Genomic DNA, 18,941 nt, shown 5'->3' with positions numbered 1-18,941 from the left:
CCCAGGTCGGATGCCACAGGTCTACCGCTGACCGCCGACGTCGGCCGGGTCGGTCGCCGGGTCGTTCGTCGGATCAGTCGTCGGTGTCGACCTGGTCGGTGACGACGTCGCCCGAACCGGCGTCGATCCGGACGCTGTGCTTGGTGCCGGACCCGTCGACGACGTCACCCTCCCAGACCACCTTGCCGAGGTGGTCGTCGAGGCCGAGCTCGGTGATCGCACCGGCGTGCAGGTCCTCGAAGGCGCTGACGGCCCTGGTGACGTCGAGGTCGGCCGCTGCGACGAACCGGTCGTGCTCGGCACGGTCGTCGGTGTCCGCGGTCTCGGTATGCGGGGTACCGGTCACCCCGGTGCCGGCGGCGTCGGTGTGCACCTCGTGCTCGGCGCCGTCCTTCGTCACGACGAGGACCTCGTACGCGCTGCCACGCTGCTCCTGCTCGACCGAGATGACGGTGCCGGAGCCGACGCTCCCGCGTGCGGTCGCGACGGCGGCGAGCAGGGCGTCGTTCGACGTGGCCGAGGCGGCGGTCGCGGACGCGCCACCCGACGTGCCGGTGGTGGCGCCCGTCGCGGCCGATCCGTTCGAGGACGACGCCGCCGAGCCGGACGACCCGTCGGTGGAGCAGCCGGTGAGGGCGAGCGCGGCCACGACGGGCAGGGCGGCGAGGGCGGCGACACGGCGGGCGGAGGGCTTCTGGAGCTGGGTGCGGAAGGTCATGGGACGAGCATGTCGGCGGGGTGCTGAAGCAGACCTGAAGCCGCCTGTTCAGCCGCCGAGTGCGATGCGCACGACGAACCGCGCCCCGCCGAGCGGCGAGTCCGCCACCGTCGCCTCGCCGCCGTGTGCCCGGACGGCATCCCGCACGATCGCCAGACCGAGGCCGGCACCACCGGCGTCGCGGCTGCGGGCCTCGTCGAGCCGGACGAACCGCTCGAACACCCGGTCGCGCTCGGCCGCCGGGATCCCGGAGCCGTCGTCGTCCACGGTCAGCACCGCGGCGCCGTCCTGCTCGACCAGGGCCACTGCGACGCGCGACGTCGCGTGCCGGACGGCGTTGTCGACGAGGTTCCGGACCACGCCGGTGAGCAGCCGTTCGTCGCCGAGCACGCGTGCGGCGGAGATCCCGGAGCCGTCGACCCGGATCACGCGGTCGCCGCTCACCCCACCCGGCACCCGGGCCCGGGCCCGGGCGACGGCGTCGAGTGCGAGGTCGTCGAGGTCCACGGGACGACGGACACCCGTGCCACCCTCGTCGAGCCGTGACAGCTCGAGCAGCCCGGTGACGAGGTCCTGCAGGCGCACGGCCTCGGACCGCACGACGTCGGAGAACTCGGCCACGTCCGTCCGGTCCGGGTACGCGACGGCGACCTCGGCGTGCTGGCGGAGGGACGCGATCGGCGACCGCAGCTCGTGCGAGGCGTCGGACACGAACTGCCGCTGCCCCGCCGCGGATCGGTCGAGCCGGTCGAGCATCGCGTTCATGGTGGTCGCGAGCCGGGCGATCTCGTCGCCGGTGTCCGGCACGACCACGCGGGCATCGGGCTGCGCGGCACGGATCGTCTCGACCTCGGTGCGCATCCGTTCCACCGGCCGCAACGACCGCCCGGTCACGGACCAGGTCACGATCCCGAGCACGAGGACGAGCACCGGCACCCCGACGGCGAGGAGCACCACGGCGGTCCGGATGGCGGTGTCGGTCTGCTCGAGGGAGACGCCGTACACCAGGGTCGCCTCACCCCCACCGGGCAGGTCGACGTCGTCGGCGACGAGCAGCCAGCGTTCGCCGTCGTGCGACCACCGGGACTCGTCGGCGGTCGACAGGGCCGGAGCGTCGGCGTCCTCACCGTGTGCGAGGACCGAGCCGCCGGCACCGACCACCTGCACCAGGACGTCCTCGTAGTCGGTCACCGCACCGGCACCGTCGGACTCGACCCGTGACGACACCTGTTCGAGCCCGGCCTCGGCGGACGTCCGTACCCCGTCGAACAGCACCAGGCGGAGCACCACGACGAACCCCACGGCACCGACGACCAGGGCGGCGAGCACGACCACGCCGGCGCCGAGCGTGGTCCGCGCGCGCACCGACCGGAAGCGGCGCGTGCGCCCCGTCCCCCGGTCAGCCACCGTCGGCCGCCAGTCGGTAGCCCGCACCGCGGACGGTCTCGAGTGACGTCCGTCCGAACGGCCGGTCGAGCTTGCGCCGGAGGTGCCCGACGTACACCTCGACGATGTTCGGGTCGCCCTCGAAGTCGACGTCCCAGACGTTCTCGATCACCTCGCGCTTCGAGCACACCTGCCCGGAGCGCCGCGCGAGGTACTCGAGCACCGCGAACTCCCGGCTCGTCAGGTCGACCGGGGTCCCGGCACGCGTCACCGTCCGTGCGGCCGGGTCGACGACCAGGTCGCCGAGGGTCAGCACCGCCGGGCGTTCCCGAGCACCGCGGCGGACGAGCGCGCGCAGCCGGGCGACGAGGACCGGGTGCGAGAAGGGCTTCGTGACGTAGTCGTCGGCGCCGGCGTCGAGGGCCTCGACCTGGTCCCACTCGCCGTCCTTGGCGGTGAGCATGAGCACCGGCGTCCAGTCCTGGTCGGCCCGGAGCTGGGCGCAGACCGCCCATCCGCTCATCCCCGGCATCATCAGGTCGAGGACGATCGCGTCGTAGCGGAACTCGCGGGCGTGCCACAGGCCGTCGACGCCGTCGTGGGCGACGTCGACCGCCCACCCCTCGGCCTCGAGGCCGCGACGGACACCGTCGGCGAGCCGCACCTCGTCGTCGACCACCAGGACACGCATGGCGACGATCCTGCCGTGCCGTCCTGAAGCAGCGCTGAAGCGACGCCCGACGGCGAATAGCTCAGACCAGCAGCAGGATCCCGGCGACGACCGCGGCCACGGCGATGGCGAGCGCGATGAGCAGCAGCACGAGGTGCACCGTGTAGAACGTCGTCGGCTTGCCCGCGGCGTCACGCGCGCGGGTGTCCTTCGCGACGCGCTGGAAGAAGCGCGGCCAGGTGACGACGTTGAAGACGGCACCGATGAACAGGACGACTGCGGCGAAGACGAGCACCGTCCGAGTCTAGACAACGAGTGTCGGTGGTGCTCGGCCGCCCCCAACGCGGCCGAGTCCCACCGACGAGCCACAGGATCTGTAGCACTTGCTACAAACCCTACACGGGCGTCGGGAGACCGTCGAGTCACCCCTTCGGGCTACGCGGAGTCGAGCGCCGACTCGGCCTCGGCGAGGACGGCTCGCTCGGCATCGGTCAACGGCGTACGCGTCCGCCGGAGCCCGTCGTTGACCTCGACGATCGCGCGGCTCAACCGCGTCGCGGGGTCCTCGGTCGACGGGTAGGCGTTGTCGGCACCGATCCGCTCGTGCAGCGGCGCGAGACGCCGCAGCGCCGCGTCGACCCGCCGGGTGTGTCGGCGTCGCGAGACCCGGTGTCCGACGACGAGCAGCAGCATCCCCGTCGAGACGCAGATCACGGCGCCGGGCGTCGTGACGTCGTACGGCAGCGCGAGGGAGCGCATCCGGTCGAGGTCCCCCGTGACGTGCGCCAGGTCCATGACCACGACGACGACCATCCGGACGACCCCCAGCACGCCGCCGAGCACCAGGACCCACAGCCCGACCAGGTCCGTCGTCGTCCGGGCCTCGCGCAGGCGGAGGACGCAGATGAGGCCCGTCGCGCCGAGCGCCACCCCGAGGTACACCGTCTGCGCGATCGAGTAGACGGTCGCGGCCGGGTGCGACCCGGCGTCGAGCATGAACGTCGTCGTGGTGGCGGGCTTGTCCAGCACCGAGAAGGCGACGACCACCACGACCACCACCGCGGCGCACGACACCACGATCGCGTTCCGGAGCCACGGCCGCGCCGCGCCGACCGCCTTCGCCACGCCCCAGAGCAGCGTGCTCGTGCCGGCGACCATCAGGCAGTCGCTGACCACGGTCACCACGTTCGAGCCGCCGAGCAGTGGGTCGAGCCACCGGTACAGCGGGTCGACGTTCGTGACGATGGTGCCGGCGAACAGCAGGAAGGTCACCGCCAGGGTGCGGTCCTGTCTGCGTTGCAGGACGAAGAGCGCGATCGTCCCGGCGATGAGCAGCACCGCCTGGACGACGGCGACGATCACCCGAAGACCCCGCGGAAGGCGCTCGGGCGGCCGCGGTGTCGCCGGATGAGCGTCGCGAGTGCGTCGGCGAATACCTCGGCCTCGTGCTCGTACGCGTTCGAGAACATCCCCCGCGCCAGCGCCCGCTCGACCTTGTACTCGGGCAGGTCCGGGATGACGTCGCGGATGTAGGCCGACTGGGGGGCGTGCTCCTGGTGCCGGTGCAGGACGTGGCCGAGCTCGTGGCCGATGACGAACGCCCGGAAGGTCGGCGACGCGGTCGGCGAGATCATGATCAGGTGGGCGTGCTCGAGCGTCGCGACGAAGCCGCACACGGGTTCCGTCGCCAGGAACGCCTCTTCGCGGACGACGATGGGCTTGTCCACGACGACGGCTGCGGCGGCGACGGCCTGGTCGACGTCGGACCACCCCTCGACCGCGCCGCGTGCCCAGAAGGACTCGAGCAGCGGGTCGGTCACGCCACGCTCCCGCGCTGTGATTCCTCCTCGAGCACCTCGGCGATGCGCCGCAGCGCCTCGGGTGAGAGCTCGCCGGGGAAGGTGCGTGCAGCGAACCCGCTCACGCGGGCGGAGCGCAGGGAGCGGACGAGGGCGAGCTGGGCGCCGATGCGCTCGGGGACGTCGCTGTCCTCGAGCAGGAAGCGCTCGTCGACCTCGAAGAACCCGGCGAGCAGTCGCAGGAGCTCGGTGTCGCGGTTGCGTCGGCCGTCACCGGAGAGCATGTAGGTCCACTTCGCTCGCGAGAGCGAACCGCCGTGGGCGGCGACGTACTCCTCGATCGAGGCGAACGGCACCGGGGCGCCACGCTGGGACTCCTCGAAGTCGAGCAGCAGGTTGATGCGCCGTGCGAGTTCGGCGGCTTCCAGGACCCCGCCCCTCGGATCACCGGTCTCCATGTCGGACTCCTCCCCAGCCGTGCGTGCACGACATCGTAGCGCGGCGGACACGGTGCACGCCGTTAGCCTCGTGGGCATGGCCCGCAGCTTCCCCGCGACGATCGCCGACCCGGTCGAGCACGAGATCGTCATCACGAAGTCGCGGTTCATCACCACGGTCGCCCCCGTGTCGGACGTCGCGGACGCCGAGCGGGTCATCGCCGAGGTGAAACGCCGCCACTGGGACGCCCGGCACAACTGCACCGCGATGGTCACCGGCACCCTCGGCGACCAGGCCCGGTCGTCGGACGACGGAGAACCGTCGGGTACGGCTGGCGTGCCGATGCTCGAGGTGCTCCGCCGCCGCGCCCTCACCGACGTGGTCGCCGTCGTGACGCGCTACTTCGGCGGCGTGAAGCTCGGCGCCGGCGGACTCGTCCGCGCCTACTCGACCTCGGTCTCGGAGGCCCTCGACACCGCCGCGCTCGTCCGGCGCGAGGCGCTCACGCAGGTGCACTTCGACGCCCCGCACGCCGAGGCCGGCCGGCTCGACAACGTCCTGCGCGACTGGGTCCGGCACCACCACGCGACCCTCGGTGCGACGGTCTACGGGCGTGCGGCGACGTTCGAGGTCTGGGTGCCCGCCGACGCGCTCGAGACCCTGACCGCCGACCTCGCAGCGGCCTCCGCCGGCGCCGTCGACCTCGTCGTCGGCCCGGAACGGATCGTCGACGTCGCCGCCGACTGAATCCGACCGCCGAAAGCACCTCGGGCGTGTCCCGCTCGGAACGCGTTCGCACCCCCGGAACGCACGAAGGCCCCGACTCGATGAGTCGGGGCCTTCGTGGTTGTGGTGCACCCCCTCGGACTTGAACCGAGAACCCACTGATTAAGAGTCAGTTGCTCTGCCAATTGAGCTAGAGGTGCATGTTCCGGCTTCCGTGCCGCAACGGGAATCAACAATAGCATGGGTTCTGCGCGCTCACGACCACTCGTGGGCACCAAGCGAACAGGAGCACCATGACCGACCGTCTCGCCGCCGGCGACACCGCCCCCGACTTCACGCTGCCGGACCAGGACGGCGTCGAACACTCGCTCGCCGCACTGCGGGGCAAGAAGGTCATCGTGTACTTCTACCCGGCCGCGTCCACCCCGGGGTGCACCACCGAGGCCTGCGACTTCCGCGACAACATGTCGTCGCTGCAGGCAGCCGGCTACGAGGTCCTCGGCGTCTCGAAGGACGAGCAGGCGAAGCTCAAGACGTTCCAGCACGAGCAGGCGCTCACGTTCCCGCTGCTGAGCGACCCCGACCTGGCGGTGCACAAGACCTACGCCGCGTGGGGCGAGAAGAACAACTACGGCAAGATCGTGACCGGCACGATCCGCTCCACGATCGTGGTCGACGAGGACGGCAGCGTCCAGCTGCCGCTCTACAACGTCAAGGCGACCGGACACGTGGCGAGCCTGCGGAAGAAGCTCGGCCTGGTCTGAGGACCGGACCACAAGACGGACGGGAGGCCCGTGGCGGCGTCGCCACGGGCCTCCCGTCCGTCTTTCGGTCGCGTCTACTCGGCCGGACGCGCGAGCGCGGCCGTCACCGACCGCGACAGCACGAACGTGATGCCGAGCAGGGCGGGGATCAGCAGGACCCAGCCGACCGCCGGCTCGCGGAAGACACCCTGGAACGCGCCGATCGCGATCGCACCCTGCAGGACCTGCCAGACGATGATCCCCGACCGCACCCAGGCGCGACGCTTCCACAGGCCGTTCAGGAGCGCACCGAGCCAGAGCGCCGCGACGGCCGACAGGATCGTCAGGGCGATCCCGGACGCCAGGCTCGACGCCGGCGCGACGATCAGCTCGACGACCAGGACGACCGTGACCACGACGAGCGCCGCGAACTCGAGGCCGACCACCACCAGCAGGCCGATCAGCGCGCGTGAGCGTCGCTCAGGACGGTCGACCGCGGTCGGGTCGTCATCGTGCACAGTGATCCTCCAGCATCGGAACCCTTGATTTGCCCCTACCAGTATGGAACGATATTCGAGGTCGTTTGGACGGCACGATGTGGTGTGCGTCTCCCGTGGTTCGTCGCTCCTCCCCCGAGCGTCACGCGGGCGTCAGACTCGCTTCCAGCGGACTCCTCCCCACAGTTGTCCCCTCATGCCTCATGCATGATCAGCGTTCCGATCCCCCGAACCCCGGCCCCGGCCTGCCGTTCGAGCATCGACATCAAGGAGCACCACACATGGACTGGCGTGACAAGGCAGCTTGCCTCACCGCGGACCCCGAGCTCTTCTTCCCCGTCGGGAACACCGGGCCCGCCGTCGATCAGATCGAGAAGGCCAAGTCGGTCTGTGCGCGCTGCACGGTCACCGAGATGTGCCTGCAGTACGCACTCGAGAACAACCAGGACTCCGGTGTCTGGGGTGGCCTCAGCGAGGACGAGCGTCGTGCGCTGAAGCGTCGCGCCGCCCGCGCCCGCCGCGCTTCCTGACCCGGGCCGGTTCCCGCAGGACACACCGACGCCCGTCGTCCCTTCAGGGGCGGCGGGCGTCGTCGTGCGCGCGGGGCGCGGGGCGGGGCGGCACGCCGTGCGCTGGTCCTCGGGGTTCCACAACATGCCGCGCGCTGACCGTCGAGGTTCCACAACACGCGCGATCGCACGCCGAGATGCGCAGATCTCGGAACCTCGGCGCGGCCCGAGACGCGACCGAACGACGGACGGGAGGCCCGTGGCGACGCGCCCACGGGCCTCCCGTCCGACAGCCGCCCGGGTTCCACAACACGCCGTGCGCTGATCACGGCGGTTCCGCAACACACCGCGATCGCACGCGAGATTCGCAGATCTCGGAACCTCACGCGCGGGCGCGGACCCGACGGCGCAACTCCCGCGGGCGCGGCGCGGCGCGGGGGCTAGGCGGGAGCGGTCAGCCAGCGGAACGGGATGGTGATCGTCACCTCGGTGCCGCTGCCGGTCAGGGTGTGCCAGTCGATCGTTCCGCCGAGCTCACCCTGGATGAGCGTGCGGACGATCTGGGTGCCGAGACCCGACCCGACCTTCCCCTCGGGCAGACCCACGCCGTTGTCACGGACCTCGATCTCCAGGTGGTCGTCGAACCGGCGGGCGACGATCTCGACCTCACCGTCGCGCCCGTCCAGCCCGTGCTCGACGGCGTTCGTGACGAGCTCGGTGAGCCCGAGTGCGAGCGGCGTGGCAGCCTCGGACGGCAGCACCCCGAACTCGCCGGTCTTCTTCGGGTGCACGGTCGTGTTGTGCGACGCGGCGACCTCGGTGACGAGCTTGAGCACCGAGTCGAAGACGTCGTCGAAGTCGACCGTCTGGCTCAGGCCGCTCGACAGCGTGTCGTGCACGACCGCGATGGCTGCCACGCGGCGCATGGCGTTCTGCAGCGAGGTCCGTGCCTCGTCGGAGTGCGTCCGACGAGCCTGGATGCGCAGCAACGACGCCACCGTCTGCAGGTTGTTCTTGACGCGGTGGTGGATCTCGCGGATCGTCGCGTCCTTGGTGATGAGCTCGCGCTCCTGGTGCCGGAGCTCCGACACGTCGCGGCAGAGCACGATCGCACCGATGCGGTCGCCGTGGTCGCGGAGCGGGATCGACCGCAGCGACACCGTCACGCCCTTCGACTCGATGTCAGCCCGCCACGGAGCGCGACCGGTGACGACGAGGGGCAGGGACTCGTCGACGTCGAGCTGCGCGCCGATGAGCTCGGTGGTGACCTCGGCGAGGGACTTCCGTTCGAGCTCTCCCTCGAAGCCCATCCGGTTGAAGGCGCTCAGGCCGTTCGGGCTGGCGAACGTCACGATGCCGGCGGTGTCGAGGCGCAGCAGACCGTCACTGGCGCGCGGGGCGCCGCGGCGCGGACCGGCCGGTGCGCCGAGGTCCGGGAAGTCGCCCGTCGCGATCATGCCGAACAGGTCGTTCGCACTCGCGGTGAAGTTCAGTTCCTGACGGCTCGGCGTCCGCATCTCGTCCTGGTTGGAGTGCCGCGTGACGACGGCGATCGGCCGCTCGGTGGTCTCTGCGCTCTTGGCGCTGAGGCGCCGCAGCACCGGGATCGCACGGACCCGGGTGGGGGTGTCCTCGTACCAGTCGGGCTCGGCGGAGTCGACGACGCGGGCGCCGGCGAAGCTCTCGGTCACCTGACCGCGCCACTCCTCGCGGATCTCCTGCCCGACGATGTCGCGGTAGAACAGCGTGGCCGCGGAGCTCGGTCGGGCGTGTGCCACGGCGACGAACGATCCGTCCTCGGCAGTGGGCACCCACAGCACCATGTCGGCGAAGGACAGGTCGGCGAGGAGCTGCCAGTCCCCTACCAGCAGGTGGAGCCACTCCACGTCGGCTTCGGAGGAACGGCCTTGCGCGAGGACGAGGTCACTGAGGGTCGACACCCAGCCAGTCTAGGTGCGTCGACTTGTGGACAACGTCGTCCTCTCCACAGGCCCAGCAGCTTTGTATTTCTCATGTTGCACGCCCCATACGCTCGCTCCAGCAACGGAAGGGGCAGGGGTGGCGGAGCAGGCACGCCGGATCGACCACACGACGACGACGGCGCACTCGCCGCCGCTCACGATCGTCGAACCGCAACCGGTCCAGGAACCGGCGAGCGACCCACCGGACCCGGCGGACACCGCACGCGCCCTGGGACTGTGCGTCGCCGAAGTCCTGACCGGGGCCCGCGAGGTCGACAGCATCGCCCGCTGGATCACCGACGACGTGCACCGACACCTGCAGCAACGTGCAGCCGTGGCCGCGCACGCGCGCTCGGTGCGCCGACGGTCGCGGAGCCGAGCGGTGCTGCGGGTCGGCAGCGTGCTCGTCTGCCGACCGGCCGACGGCGTCGCCGAGGCGACCGTCGTCGTGCACACGCGCAGTCATGCACGCGCCGTGGCGATGCGGTTGGAGACGCGGGACGGCAGGTGGCGGGCGACCGCGATCGGCGTCCTGTAGGTGCGCGGCAAGGACGGGAGGCCCGTGGCGGTGTCGCCACGGGCCTCCCGTCCGCCGGTCGGTGCGCTTGGTGAGCAGCAGTGGTCGGGTCCCGACGCGGGACCCGACCATTGCTGCTCACGATGCGCTCACGCGCACGCGGACTACTTCTTCGACGCCTGACGGCGCTCGGCACGGTTGCCGGCCGCGGCAGCCTGGCCGGAGGCCGTGGCTGCGTTGCCGAACGCGGAGCCCTGCTCGGGCTCGGCAGCTGCCTCGGCCTCGGCCTGGGCCTGCTGCGCACGCGCCGTGGCGGCCTGCTCGAGGCGGCCCTTCTCGTCGCGCACCTCGACCTCGCCGTCGATCGACGGTGCCGAGTACTCGAGGCCGGAGACCTCGTCCTCGCCGAGACCCTTGGCCTCGATGACGGCGTTCTCGCCGTCGGACTGCACCTGGACCTCGAGGTTGAACAGGTAGCCGACCGACTCTTCGCGGATCTGGCCCATCATCGTCTGGAACAGCGCGTAGCCCTCGCGCTGGTACTCGACGAGCGGGTCACGCTGCGCCATCGCGCGGAGGCCGATGCCGTCCTTGAGGTAGTCCATCTCGTACAGGTGGTCGCGCCAGCGGCGGTCGATCACCGACAGGACGACACGACGCTCGAGCTCGCGCATCGCCTCGTCGCCGAGGAGCTCCTCACGCGTGGAGTACGCCAGCTTGGCGTCGGAGAGGATCTCGCGACCGAGGAAGTCGCGCGACGCCTTGCCCTTCGAGCCGGCCTCGGTGATGACCTCGTCGATGGAGATCGAGATCGGGTAGAGCGTGCCGAGCTCGGTCCACATGGCGTCGAGGTCCCAGTCGTCCGGCGAGCCCTCACCGGTGTGGGTGTCGATCACGTCGTCGATGACGGCCTTGAGGAACGACTGCGCGCGGTCGTGCAGGTCGTCACCCTCGAGGATGTGGCGGCGGTCGCTGTAGATCGCCTCGCGCTGCCGGTTCAGGACGTCGTCGTACTTCAGGACGTTCTTGCGGATCTCGGCGTTCCGGCCCTCGACCTGTGCCTGGGCGGAACGGATCGCACGGCCGACGAGCTTGTTCTCGATCGCCAGGTCGTCCGGCACGTTCGAGCGGCCCATGAGGCTCTCGGCGGCACCGGAGTTGAACAGGCGCATGAGGTCGTCGGTGAGCGACAGGTAGAAGCGGCTCTCGCCCGGGTCACCCTGACGACCGGAACGACCGCGCAGCTGGTTGTCGATGCGGCGCGACTCGTGGCGCTCGGTGCCGAGGACGTAGAGCCCACCGGCCTCGCGGACCTTGTCACCCTCGACCTCGACCTCGGCCTTGACGCGGGCGAAGACCTCGTCCCACTCGGCTTCGTACTCGTCGGGGGTCTCGGTCGGCGACAGGCCCTTGGCGTGCATCTCCTGCACCGCGAGGAACTCGGAGTTGCCGCCGAGCATGATGTCGGTGCCTCGGCCGGCCATGTTCGTCGCGACGGTGACGGCGCCGAGGCGACCGGCCTGGGCGACGATCGCGGCTTCACGCGCGTGGTTCTTCGCGTTGAGGACCTCGTGCTTCACGCCCTTCTTGGCGAGGAGCTTCGACAGGTACTCGGACTTCTCGACGCTCGTGGTGCCGACGAGGACGGGCTGGCCCTGCTCGTGGCGCTCGGCGATGTCCTCGGCGACCTGCTCGAACTTGGACTTCTCGTTCTTGTAGACCAGGTCGGTCTGGTCGATGCGCTGCATCGGCTTGTTCGTCGGGATCGGGACCACGCCGAGCTTGTAGGTCGACATGAACTCGGCCGCTTCGGTCTCGGCGGTACCGGTCATGCCGGAGAGCTTCTGGTACAGCCGGAAGTAGTTCTGCAGCGTGACCGTGGCGAGGGTCTGGTTCTCCGCCTTGACCTCGACGTTCTCCTTCGCCTCGATCGCCTGGTGGATGCCCTCGTTGTAGCGACGGCCCATCAGGATGCGGCCGGTGTGCTCGTCGACGATGAGCACCTCGCCGTTCATCACGACGTAGTCCTTGTCGCGCTTGAACAGGGCGACGGCCTTGATGGAGTTGTTGAGGAACGAGATGAGCGGGGTGTTCGCCGACTCGTACAGGTTGTCGATGCCGAGGTAGTCCTCGACCTTCTCGATGCCGGGCTCGAGCACGCCGACGGTGCGCTTCTTCTCGTCGACCTCGTAGTCCTCGCCCGGGGTCAGGCGCTTGGCGATCGAGGCGAACTCCGTGAACCACCGGTTGGCCTCGCCCGAGGACGGGCCGGAGATGATGAGCGGCGTGCGGGCCTCGTCGATGAGGATCGAGTCGACCTCGTCGACGACGGCGAAGAAGTGGCCGCGCTGCACCATGTCGGAGGCCTGCCACGCCATGTTGTCGCGCAGGTAGTCGAAGCCGAACTCGTTGTTCGTGCCGTAGGTGATGTCCGCGGCGTACTGCTCGCGGCGCTCGGCCGGCGTCTGGTTGGCGATGATGCAGCCGGTCGTCATGCCGAGGGCGCGGAAGACGCGACCCATGATCTCGGACTGGTACGACGCCAGGTAGTCGTTGACCGTGATGACGTGCACGCCACGCGACGGGATCGCGTTGAGGTAGGCCGCCGTCGTCGCGACGAGGGTCTTGCCCTCACCGGTCTTCATCTCGGCGATGTTGCCGAGGTGCAGGGCCGCCCCGCCCATGAGCTGCACGTCGAAGTGCCGCATGCCGAGGGTGCGCTTCGCTGCTTCCCGCACGGCGGCGAACGCCTCGGGGAGCAGGTCGTCGAGGGTCTCGCCGTTGGCGTACCGCTCGCGCAGCTCCTTCGTCTCGTCCTGGAGTTCCTCGTCGGTGAGGCTCGAGAAGTCGTCCTCGAGGTCGTTGATCGCCGAGGCGTACGCCTTCAGCCGGCGGACGGTGCGTCCTTCGCCGATGCGGAGGACCTTCTCCAGCACGTTTGCCACGTGAGCTCCTTACGGGGTCGTCGTGCGCGACCTGCGCGCCCGATCGACCAGTCATGCTAGCAACCCCCCGGTGCCGTGCGCTGTGAGGGGCGTCGGTGTGGGGGCAGCGGTGTGCGCGGCCCGCGAACGGACCGCGCACACACGGGTCGGAAGGTGTCCGCAGCGATCGCGTCAGGCGAGCGCGGCGGCCGGCTCGGCGTCCACCGACGCCGCGGCACCGGTCTGGTCGTCGATGCCGATCACGCCGTAGTCCCAGCCCTTGCGTCGGTAGACGACGCTCGGGCGGTGGGTCTCGGCGTCCACGAACAGGTAGAAGTCGTGTCCGACGAGCTCCATGAAGTACAGGGCGTCGTCGACGGTCATCGGGGCGGCCTCGAAGACCTTGTGCCGGATGACCACGGGGCTGTAGACCTCGTCGTCCTCGTCCTCCGGTGCGTCGGCGTCGACGACCGTGACCGCGCCGGTGGCGACGTCCTCGATGAGGCGGCCGTCAGCGGGGACCACCCCCATGCCGTCGAAGCCACTGCCTGCGGCCTCGGCCACCGAGGTCGGGCGGTGACGACCACGGTGCACCTTGCGCCGGTCACGAGCACGACGCAGCCGTTCCATGATGCGGGCGAAGGCGAGGTCGAAGGCGGCGTACTTGTCGGACGCCGCGGACTCCGCCCGCACGAGGGGCCCGGGACCGATGAGCGTCAGCTCGATGCGGTCCTCGCCCTGGCTGCCGCCCGACTTCTCGTGGTGGCGGCTGATGCGCACCTCGAAGGCGAGCGCACGGTCAGCGAGCACGTCGATCTTCTCGGACTTCTGTTCGACGTAGGTGCGGAATCGGTCGGTGACCCCGACGTTCCGGCCTGTGATCGTCACGTCCATGTCGCGGCTCCCATCGAGCTTCGGCGCGTCGCCTCCATCCGGCGAACCCGAACGCCTTGCCGCGAGGCTAGACCCGCCGCAGGTCCCACGTCACGGTGCGTCGGCGAGTCTGCCGGACACCCACCGGACGCACAGCGGTCACCCGGTGTTCACCGAGCCGTCAGTCCTCGACGCTCGCGACGGCCACGCACCGGACGACCCGGCCGCCCGCGGCGCGGACCGCCCGCACCCCCTCGGCCATCGTCACGCCGGTCGTCACGACGTCGTCCACCAGCACGACGTCCCGCCCGTCGACCCCGCACGCCCGCAGCGTGCCGACGGTCGCGGCGACCCGCTCGATCGCCGTCCGTTCCTTCTGGCCCGGCCCACCGCTCGCCGGTCCGCCCCGGACCCGCACCCGTCGGAGCCGCCCGGTGCCACGGACGCCGCCGCGGGCGAGCAGCAGCACCACGGGGTCGAACCCCCGACGCCGTGCCCCCGCCCGCGACGGCGGGACCCGCAGCACGACGGTGTCCACGGGTGCCTCGGCGAGCGCGGCACGCACGAGCGAGCCGAAGCGAGCGCCGAGCGGTCGTGCGACGTCCACCCGACCGCGGAGCTTCAGCTCGAGCAGCAGGGTCCGGACGAGTCCCTCGTACTCGAAGGCGGCGTCGAGCCGCACGCCCGCGACGAGTCGGACCCGACGCGGGCGTACGGCCAGGGCGGCGCGGCAGGCCCGGCAGAGCGCACGGTCGGGGCGTCCGCAGCCCAGGCAGTCCACCGGCAGGAACAGGCCGAGCACCGCGAGCACCGCGTCGCGCCACGGCGTGAGCGGGTCCACCGTGGACCGGTCCTCGGTGAGCGAGCCCGCCGTGGACCGGTCCTCGGTGGGCCGGTCCTCGGTGCGCATGCAACGAGTGTGGTGGCGACCGGAGGGCGGGCGTGAGCCGACGGTGCGGACGGTGGACGGGCCTCCCGGCCGGGGTGGGTGTGGAGGGGTGACCGCGACGTCAGCGCTGGACGCCGAGCACGTCCGCGGTCACGCCGGTCGTGTCCCAACCGCCGCCGGTGGACTGCAGCACCGACCCGCTCGACATCCGGAGCAGCAGCGCACCACCGCTCCCGCCGCTGATCGAGGTCGCGCGCCCGTCCGGCTTCGGCAGGGTGCTCGACTGCCCGCCGATGGTGGTCCGGACGACGTTCGGCCCGGCCGTGGTCTGCCCGACCGAGGCCACGTCGGTGTCGTTCACCCACGTCGCCCCGACCGCGTCGCCGGTGGCCGCCTGCACCCGGACGGCCGCGCCGAACGACGTCGGGGACCGGTCGGACCCGCGGATGATCGCCATCACGTACAGGCCGGGGCCGTCGGCGGTCTGGATCAGGGCGAGTGCACGGGTCGAGTCGCGGGAGACCTGGAACGACACGAGGTCGCCGCGCGGCAACGACGTCGCGACCTGGTGCGGGTCGCCGCCGAGGCCGTAGGCGGTGATCCGGCGGGTGTCCGACGACTGGCCGACCCACACGAACCCGAGGTCGTCGATCGCGGGGGCGACGAGGTCCTCGCGGGCGTCGACGCGCAGGTGGTCGTCGCCGCGGACGACGACGGCACCGTCGCGGTTGCCGACGGCGGCCGTGGTGCCGGAGGCGGACAGCGAGATCGAGGTCGGGTCGAGGCCGGCCACGGTGTCGCCGACGCCGCCGCCGAGCTTCGAGACCTTGCCGGTGCCCGTGGCCGCGTAGCCGACCACACCGTCCTCGTCGACGAGGGGGCGGGGGTCGACGTCCGGGTTCTGCTGCGCGTTCGCCCCGCTCGAGTCCGGGACGGACAGGCTCGCGCCCTCGATGGTCATCGACACCGACGAGATGGTGGCGACCGAGGCGAGCGACTTGCTCAGCTGCTCGCGCATCCGGACGCGGTCGACGGTGCTGGCCCGCAGGGCGTCGCTGGACAGGTCGACGAGTGCCGTGCCGCTGTCGATGGTGACCGCGTTCAGGGAGAGCTGGGTGCCCTCGGGGAACGACGAGACCACGGCGCCCTTCAGCCAGTCGGCGGGACCGGCCATCAGGGCGCTGGCGATGCGGGTGCTGGTGGACGAGCGGGCGAGGAACCAGCGCTCGTCGGGCACGAGGAACCGGAACGTCGGGTCGTAGAAGTACAGGGCGTGCTGCTGGAAGACGGAGTCGAAGCTCACCGGGGACAGGATGATGCCGTCCGGGGCGTAGGCGATGCGCCACTCGCCGTCCTCGCGGGTGAACTGGAACGTCAGGGTGGACGAGGTCGGGCGGACCGCCTGGGTGTACTCCCCCTCGGAGTCCACCGTCGCGCTCGCGGTGAGCGTGTACGTCAGCTCGCGGTCGTCGGCGCGCTCGACGGTGCCGCTGCCGTCGCGGATCGTGACGCCCTGCCGCGGGTTCCACTGCTGCGAGAAGTCCGAGGCGAGGAACTGCCGGGCGATGGCGTAGTTGTCCTGCGCACCGGTGGCCGCCGCGATGAACCCGCGCAGGATCGCCGTCTGGTCGGAGCCGGTGATCGGCTTGTCCGGCCGGAAGTCGACACCGGAGAGCGACTCGTCCTTGATCGTCTGCCCGGTGCGGACGGCGCCGTCGACGGGGATCGCGGCGCAGGCGGTGAGCGCCAGCACACTGACGGCCGCCAGTGCCGCGGCGACGACGTGCCGGAAGCGGGGACGGAGACGGGGGCGCATCAGGACTCCTCTCGCACGGCACGGGGGCCGTCGTACGACTCGTCGAGCTCGGGCAGCGGGATCGCCGACGTCGCGGCGGTGACCTGTTCGTTGCGGGGCAGGGTCAGCACGAAGGTCGACCCCTGACCGGGGCGCGACCACACGTCGATCCGACCGCCGTGCAGCTTCGCGTCGCCCAGGCTGATCGCGAGACCCAGGCCGGTGCCGCCGATGGTGCGCTTGCGGCTCGGGTCGGCGCGCCAGAACCGGTCGAACACCCGTGCTGCGTCCTCCGGCGGCATACCGACGCCCTGGTCGCGCACCGCGATGGCGACCGTGCGGGCGTCGCTGTCGACGACGACCTGGACGGGCTTGGCGTCACCGTGCTCGATCGCGTTGCCGACCAGGTTGCGCAGGATGCGGCGGACGCGCTTGGCGTCGAGTCGCATCGTGGTGTGGCCGCCGGGGGTGGCGAGCTGCAGGTCGATGCCGGCGCGTTCGGCCAGGGGGCGGAACTCCTCGACGATGTCCGCGGCGAGCGCCGCCGGCACCGACGGCTCGGTGTCGAGCTGCACGGCCTGCGCGTCGTAGCGGGAGATCTCGAGCAGGTCGGCGAGCAGCAGCTCGAACCGCTCCACCTGGGCGTGCAGCAGCTCGGCCGAGCGCCCGACCGAGGGCTCGAACGCGTGCCGGGAGTCGAAGAGCATGTCACCGGCGAGCCGGATGGTGGTGAGCGGCGTGCGCAGCTCGTGGGACACGTCCGACACGAAGCGCTGCTGCACGCGGGAGAGCTCGGCGAGCTGGGTGATCTGCCGGCTGACGGCCTCGGCCATGCCGTTGAAGCTCCGCGCGAGGGTCGCCAGGTCGTCCTGGCCGCGCACCGGGATGCGTTCGTCGAGGCGTCCGGCGGCGATCTTGCGGCTCGTCTCCGCCGCCTCGCGGATCGGGACCACGACCAGCCGGACGACGAGCGAGGTCACCAGGGCGATGAGCACCATGAGCGCGACGCCGCCGATCGAGAGCGTCTGCGACACGAAGTCCAGGGTCTGCTGGGCATCGGACAGGTCGTAGACCAGGTACAGCTCGTACTGGCCGGCACTCGGGATCTGCAGCGTGGAGCCGACGGCCAACCCGGGCACGCGGCGGCCGTCGTCGTCGAGCTGCACCGGCTGCAGGCTGAGCTTGCCGGTGTTCGCGCCGACCTCCTTGCGCAGGGCGTCCGTGATGACGGCGTCCGGGAAGTCCTGGCTCGCGATGGTCTGCAGCGTCTGCGGGGTGGACTGGTCCGGGCTCCGCTCGATCGCGATGCTCGTGCCGCCGGGGCTCGTCGTGTTCGACAGGATCGCCTGCTGCGCCTCGTTCTGCAGCGTCTCGAGCTCGGACTGGTTGTTGTCCTCGGCCGCGGTGGCGGCGTCGAAGATCCCCTGCGCGACGATGGTCGCGCGGGCCGACTCGGACTCGATCTGGTCGCGGCGCTGCGAGTAGACGTTCGTCGAGATGCTCACCATGACGGCGGTGCCGATGATCCCGACCGCCAGTCCGGTCGTCATCACGGTGATGGCGACCGAGCGGAACATCAGGGACCGACGCCACACGTACGCGACGGGCCGCCAGCCACGGCGGACCCAGCGGCGCATCCGTCGTCGGCCACGGCCGACCACCCCGATCGACACGGTGGCCGTGCCGGGGGTGGCACCGGCTGCCGTGCCGGGAGCGGTACCGGCGGGCGGGGCGGGCGGCACGGTGGTCAGGCTCCTCCGGCCCGGTACCCGACGCCGCGGACCGTGGTGACGGTCTTCGGGTTGTCCGGGTCGTGCTCGATCTTCGCGCGCAGGCGCTGGACGTGCACGTTCACCAGGCGGGTGTCGGCCTTGTAGTGGTAGCCCCAGACCTGCTCGAGCAGCATCTCGCGGGTGAAGACCTGGTTCGGCTTCTCGGCGAGCGCGCGGAGCAGGTCGAACTCGAGCGGGGTCAGCGCGATGACGGTGTCACCGCGGCGCACCTCGTGCCCGGCGACGTCGACCGTCACGTCACCGACGTGCAGCACCGTGGCGTCGGTGGCGCTCGGCCGCAGCCGCGTGCGGATGCGGGCGACGAGCTCCTTCGGGTTGAACGGCTTGACGACGTAGTCGTCGGCACCGTTCTCGAGGCCGAGGACGACGTCGGCGGTGTCGCTCTTGGCGGTGAGCATGATGATCGGCGTACCGCTCTCGGCACGGATGCGCTTGCAGACCTCGATGCCGTCGATGCCCGGGAGCATCACGTCGAGCAGGACGAGGTCCGGCTTCGTGCTGTGGAACGCGTCGACGGCGTCGTTGCCGTCGGCGCTGAACTCGGGTTCGTAGCCCTCCGAGCGGAGGACGATGCCGATCATCTCGGCGAGGGCCTGGTCGTCGTCGACGACGAGGATGCGCGGTGTCATGTGATGTGGACTCCGTGTGGCGTGCGGGTGGTGCCGGGTCGGCACGTGTCCCCACACGATAGCCGAGGCCCCGT

19 protein-coding genes and 1 tRNA gene are annotated in these 18,941 nt (G+C 71.1%); 4 read left to right on the top strand and 16 right to left on the bottom strand.

The genetic code is table 11. From position 1 onward, the window contains the following. Window positions 1-73: 73 nt before the first annotated feature. The 7 genes from ITJ69_RS11475 to ITJ69_RS11445 form a co-directional block, all read right to left on the bottom strand. Entirely contained in the window at window positions 74-718 is a 645-nt protein-coding gene (locus ITJ69_RS11475) for a PepSY domain-containing protein (protein ID WP_194672810.1), read from the bottom strand. A gap of 48 nt (window positions 719-766) precedes the next feature. Beyond that, window positions 767-2,083, bottom strand: coding sequence for a sensor histidine kinase (locus ITJ69_RS11470; protein WP_194672809.1), 1,317 nt, complete (start codon window positions 2,081-2,083; stop codon window positions 767-769). Between the two features lie 34 nt (window positions 2,084-2,117). Next, window positions 2,118-2,795: a response regulator transcription factor gene (locus ITJ69_RS11465; RefSeq protein ID WP_173169423.1), complete on the bottom strand. Its 678-nt coding sequence runs from the start codon at window positions 2,793-2,795 to the stop codon at window positions 2,118-2,120. Window positions 2,796-2,856: 61 nt separating this feature from the next. Then, on the bottom strand, window positions 2,857-3,069 hold the full coding sequence (locus ITJ69_RS11460; RefSeq protein WP_111085956.1) for an SCO4848 family membrane protein: 213 nt from the start codon (window positions 3,067-3,069) through the stop codon (window positions 2,857-2,859). A 140-nt stretch (window positions 3,070-3,209) separates the two neighbouring features. Continuing rightward, complete coding sequence (locus ITJ69_RS11455; RefSeq protein WP_194672808.1) at window positions 3,210-4,136, bottom strand: hypothetical protein; 927 nt, start codon at window positions 4,134-4,136, stop codon at window positions 3,210-3,212. Then, window positions 4,133-4,594: an ImmA/IrrE family metallo-endopeptidase gene (locus ITJ69_RS11450; RefSeq protein WP_111085958.1), complete on the bottom strand. Its 462-nt coding sequence runs from the start codon at window positions 4,592-4,594 to the stop codon at window positions 4,133-4,135. The genes ITJ69_RS11455 and ITJ69_RS11450 overlap by 4 nt, the downstream gene beginning before the upstream one ends. Further along, window positions 4,591-5,031, bottom strand: coding sequence for a hypothetical protein (locus ITJ69_RS11445; protein WP_194672807.1), 441 nt, complete (start codon window positions 5,029-5,031; stop codon window positions 4,591-4,593). The genes ITJ69_RS11450 and ITJ69_RS11445 overlap by 4 nt, the downstream gene beginning before the upstream one ends. Before the next feature lie 76 nt (window positions 5,032-5,107). Here ITJ69_RS11445 and ITJ69_RS11440 point away from each other — a divergent pair, with 76 nt between their 5' ends. Beyond that, complete coding sequence (locus ITJ69_RS11440; RefSeq protein WP_228505426.1) at window positions 5,108-5,758, top strand: YigZ family protein; 651 nt, start codon at window positions 5,108-5,110, stop codon at window positions 5,756-5,758. A gap of 103 nt (window positions 5,759-5,861) precedes the next feature. Here ITJ69_RS11440 and ITJ69_RS11435 read toward each other — a convergent pair. Continuing rightward, window positions 5,862-5,937 (bottom strand) — tRNA-Lys (locus ITJ69_RS11435). Window positions 5,938-6,030: 93 nt separating this feature from the next. On the opposite strand from ITJ69_RS11435, the gene bcp reads away from it, so the two are divergent. Next, window positions 6,031-6,501, top strand: coding sequence for a thioredoxin-dependent thiol peroxidase (gene bcp / locus ITJ69_RS11430; RefSeq protein ID WP_159573932.1), 471 nt, complete (start codon window positions 6,031-6,033; stop codon window positions 6,499-6,501). 74 nt (window positions 6,502-6,575) lie between these two features. On the opposite strand, the gene ITJ69_RS11425 is transcribed toward bcp, so the two are convergent. Further along, window positions 6,576-6,998: a hypothetical protein gene (locus ITJ69_RS11425; RefSeq protein WP_131881465.1), complete on the bottom strand. Its 423-nt coding sequence runs from the start codon at window positions 6,996-6,998 to the stop codon at window positions 6,576-6,578. A gap of 260 nt (window positions 6,999-7,258) precedes the next feature. Here ITJ69_RS11425 and ITJ69_RS11420 point away from each other — a divergent pair, with 260 nt between their 5' ends. Then, window positions 7,259-7,507, top strand: a complete 249-nt coding sequence (locus tag ITJ69_RS11420; RefSeq protein ID WP_017888820.1) for a WhiB family transcriptional regulator — start codon at window positions 7,259-7,261, stop codon at window positions 7,505-7,507. A gap of 419 nt (window positions 7,508-7,926) precedes the next feature. Here ITJ69_RS11420 and ITJ69_RS11415 read toward each other — a convergent pair whose 3' ends face one another. Next, window positions 7,927-9,426, bottom strand: a complete 1,500-nt coding sequence (locus ITJ69_RS11415) for a sensor histidine kinase (protein WP_111085963.1) — start codon at window positions 9,424-9,426, stop codon at window positions 7,927-7,929. A 118-nt stretch (window positions 9,427-9,544) separates the two neighbouring features. Between ITJ69_RS11415 and ITJ69_RS11410 the strand changes: the two genes are divergently transcribed. Then, window positions 9,545-9,985 (top strand): Rv3235 family protein, encoded by a 441-nt coding sequence (locus ITJ69_RS11410; protein WP_194672806.1) that lies wholly within the window; start codon window positions 9,545-9,547, stop codon window positions 9,983-9,985. Between the two features lie 143 nt (window positions 9,986-10,128). On the opposite strand, the gene secA is transcribed toward ITJ69_RS11410, so the two are convergent. The 6 genes from secA to mtrA all read right to left on the bottom strand — a co-directional run bounded on the left by secA (window position 10,129) and on the right by mtrA (window position 18,867). After that, window positions 10,129-12,909 (bottom strand): preprotein translocase subunit SecA, encoded by a 2,781-nt coding sequence (secA, locus tag ITJ69_RS11405; RefSeq protein WP_123938737.1) that lies wholly within the window; start codon window positions 12,907-12,909, stop codon window positions 10,129-10,131. A 171-nt stretch (window positions 12,910-13,080) separates the two neighbouring features. After that, window positions 13,081-13,782: a ribosome hibernation-promoting factor, HPF/YfiA family gene (gene hpf, locus ITJ69_RS11400; protein WP_123292249.1), complete on the bottom strand. Its 702-nt coding sequence runs from the start codon at window positions 13,780-13,782 to the stop codon at window positions 13,081-13,083. Between the two features lie 160 nt (window positions 13,783-13,942). Further along, a complete protein-coding gene (locus ITJ69_RS11395) occupies window positions 13,943-14,671 on the bottom strand; it encodes a ComF family protein (RefSeq protein ID WP_194672805.1) in 729 nt (242 codons plus the stop codon). Between the two features lie 100 nt (window positions 14,672-14,771). Next, a complete protein-coding gene (locus ITJ69_RS11390; RefSeq protein WP_123292247.1) occupies window positions 14,772-16,466 on the bottom strand; it encodes a GerMN domain-containing protein in 1,695 nt (564 codons plus the stop codon). Further along, the gene (gene mtrB / locus ITJ69_RS11385) at window positions 16,466-18,187 is read right to left on the bottom strand and encodes an MtrAB system histidine kinase MtrB (protein ID WP_243648968.1); all 1,722 of its coding nucleotides are present in this window, start codon (window positions 18,185-18,187) and stop codon (window positions 16,466-16,468) included. Before mtrB ends, ITJ69_RS11390 begins: the two co-directional genes overlap by 1 nt. A gap of 5 nt (window positions 18,188-18,192) precedes the next feature. Then, a complete protein-coding gene (gene mtrA / locus ITJ69_RS11380) occupies window positions 18,193-18,867 on the bottom strand; it encodes an MtrAB system response regulator MtrA (protein WP_123292246.1) in 675 nt (224 codons plus the stop codon). Between the last annotated feature and the right edge of the window lie 74 nt (window positions 18,868-18,941).

This window comes from Curtobacterium sp. VKM Ac-2887 (genome assembly GCF_015350935.1).
GTDB lineage: Bacteria > Actinomycetota > Actinomycetes > Actinomycetales > Microbacteriaceae > Curtobacterium.
Note: the sequence above shows the minus strand (reverse complement) of the source record. Positions and strands in the feature narration are given on the sequence as shown.

What these genes read in the sequence shown, in the direction of transcription:
- ITJ69_RS11445 (WP_194672807.1), bottom strand. Translation starts at nt 5,031, where the DNA reads ATGGAGACCGGTGATCCGAGGGGCGGGGTCCTGGAAGCCGCCGAACTC.
- ITJ69_RS11395 (WP_194672805.1), bottom strand. Translation starts at nt 14,671, where the DNA reads ATGCGCACCGAGGACCGGCCCACCGAGGACCGGTCCACGGCGGGCTCG.
- ITJ69_RS11465 (WP_173169423.1), bottom strand. Translation starts at nt 2,795, where the DNA reads ATGCGTGTCCTGGTGGTCGACGACGAGGTGCGGCTCGCCGACGGTGTC.
- ITJ69_RS11420 (WP_017888820.1), top strand. Translation starts at nt 7,259, where the DNA reads ATGGACTGGCGTGACAAGGCAGCTTGCCTCACCGCGGACCCCGAGCTC.
- hpf (WP_123292249.1), bottom strand. Translation starts at nt 13,782, where the DNA reads ATGGACGTGACGATCACAGGCCGGAACGTCGGGGTCACCGACCGATTC.
- bcp (WP_159573932.1), top strand. Translation starts at nt 6,031, where the DNA reads ATGACCGACCGTCTCGCCGCCGGCGACACCGCCCCCGACTTCACGCTG.
- mtrA (WP_123292246.1), bottom strand. Translation starts at nt 18,867, where the DNA reads ATGACACCGCGCATCCTCGTCGTCGACGACGACCAGGCCCTCGCCGAG.
- ITJ69_RS11440 (WP_228505426.1), top strand. Translation starts at nt 5,108, where the DNA reads ATGGCCCGCAGCTTCCCCGCGACGATCGCCGACCCGGTCGAGCACGAG.
- ITJ69_RS11390 (WP_123292247.1), bottom strand. Translation starts at nt 16,466, where the DNA reads ATGCGCCCCCGTCTCCGTCCCCGCTTCCGGCACGTCGTCGCCGCGGCA.
- ITJ69_RS11475 (WP_194672810.1), bottom strand. Translation starts at nt 718, where the DNA reads ATGACCTTCCGCACCCAGCTCCAGAAGCCCTCCGCCCGCCGTGTCGCC.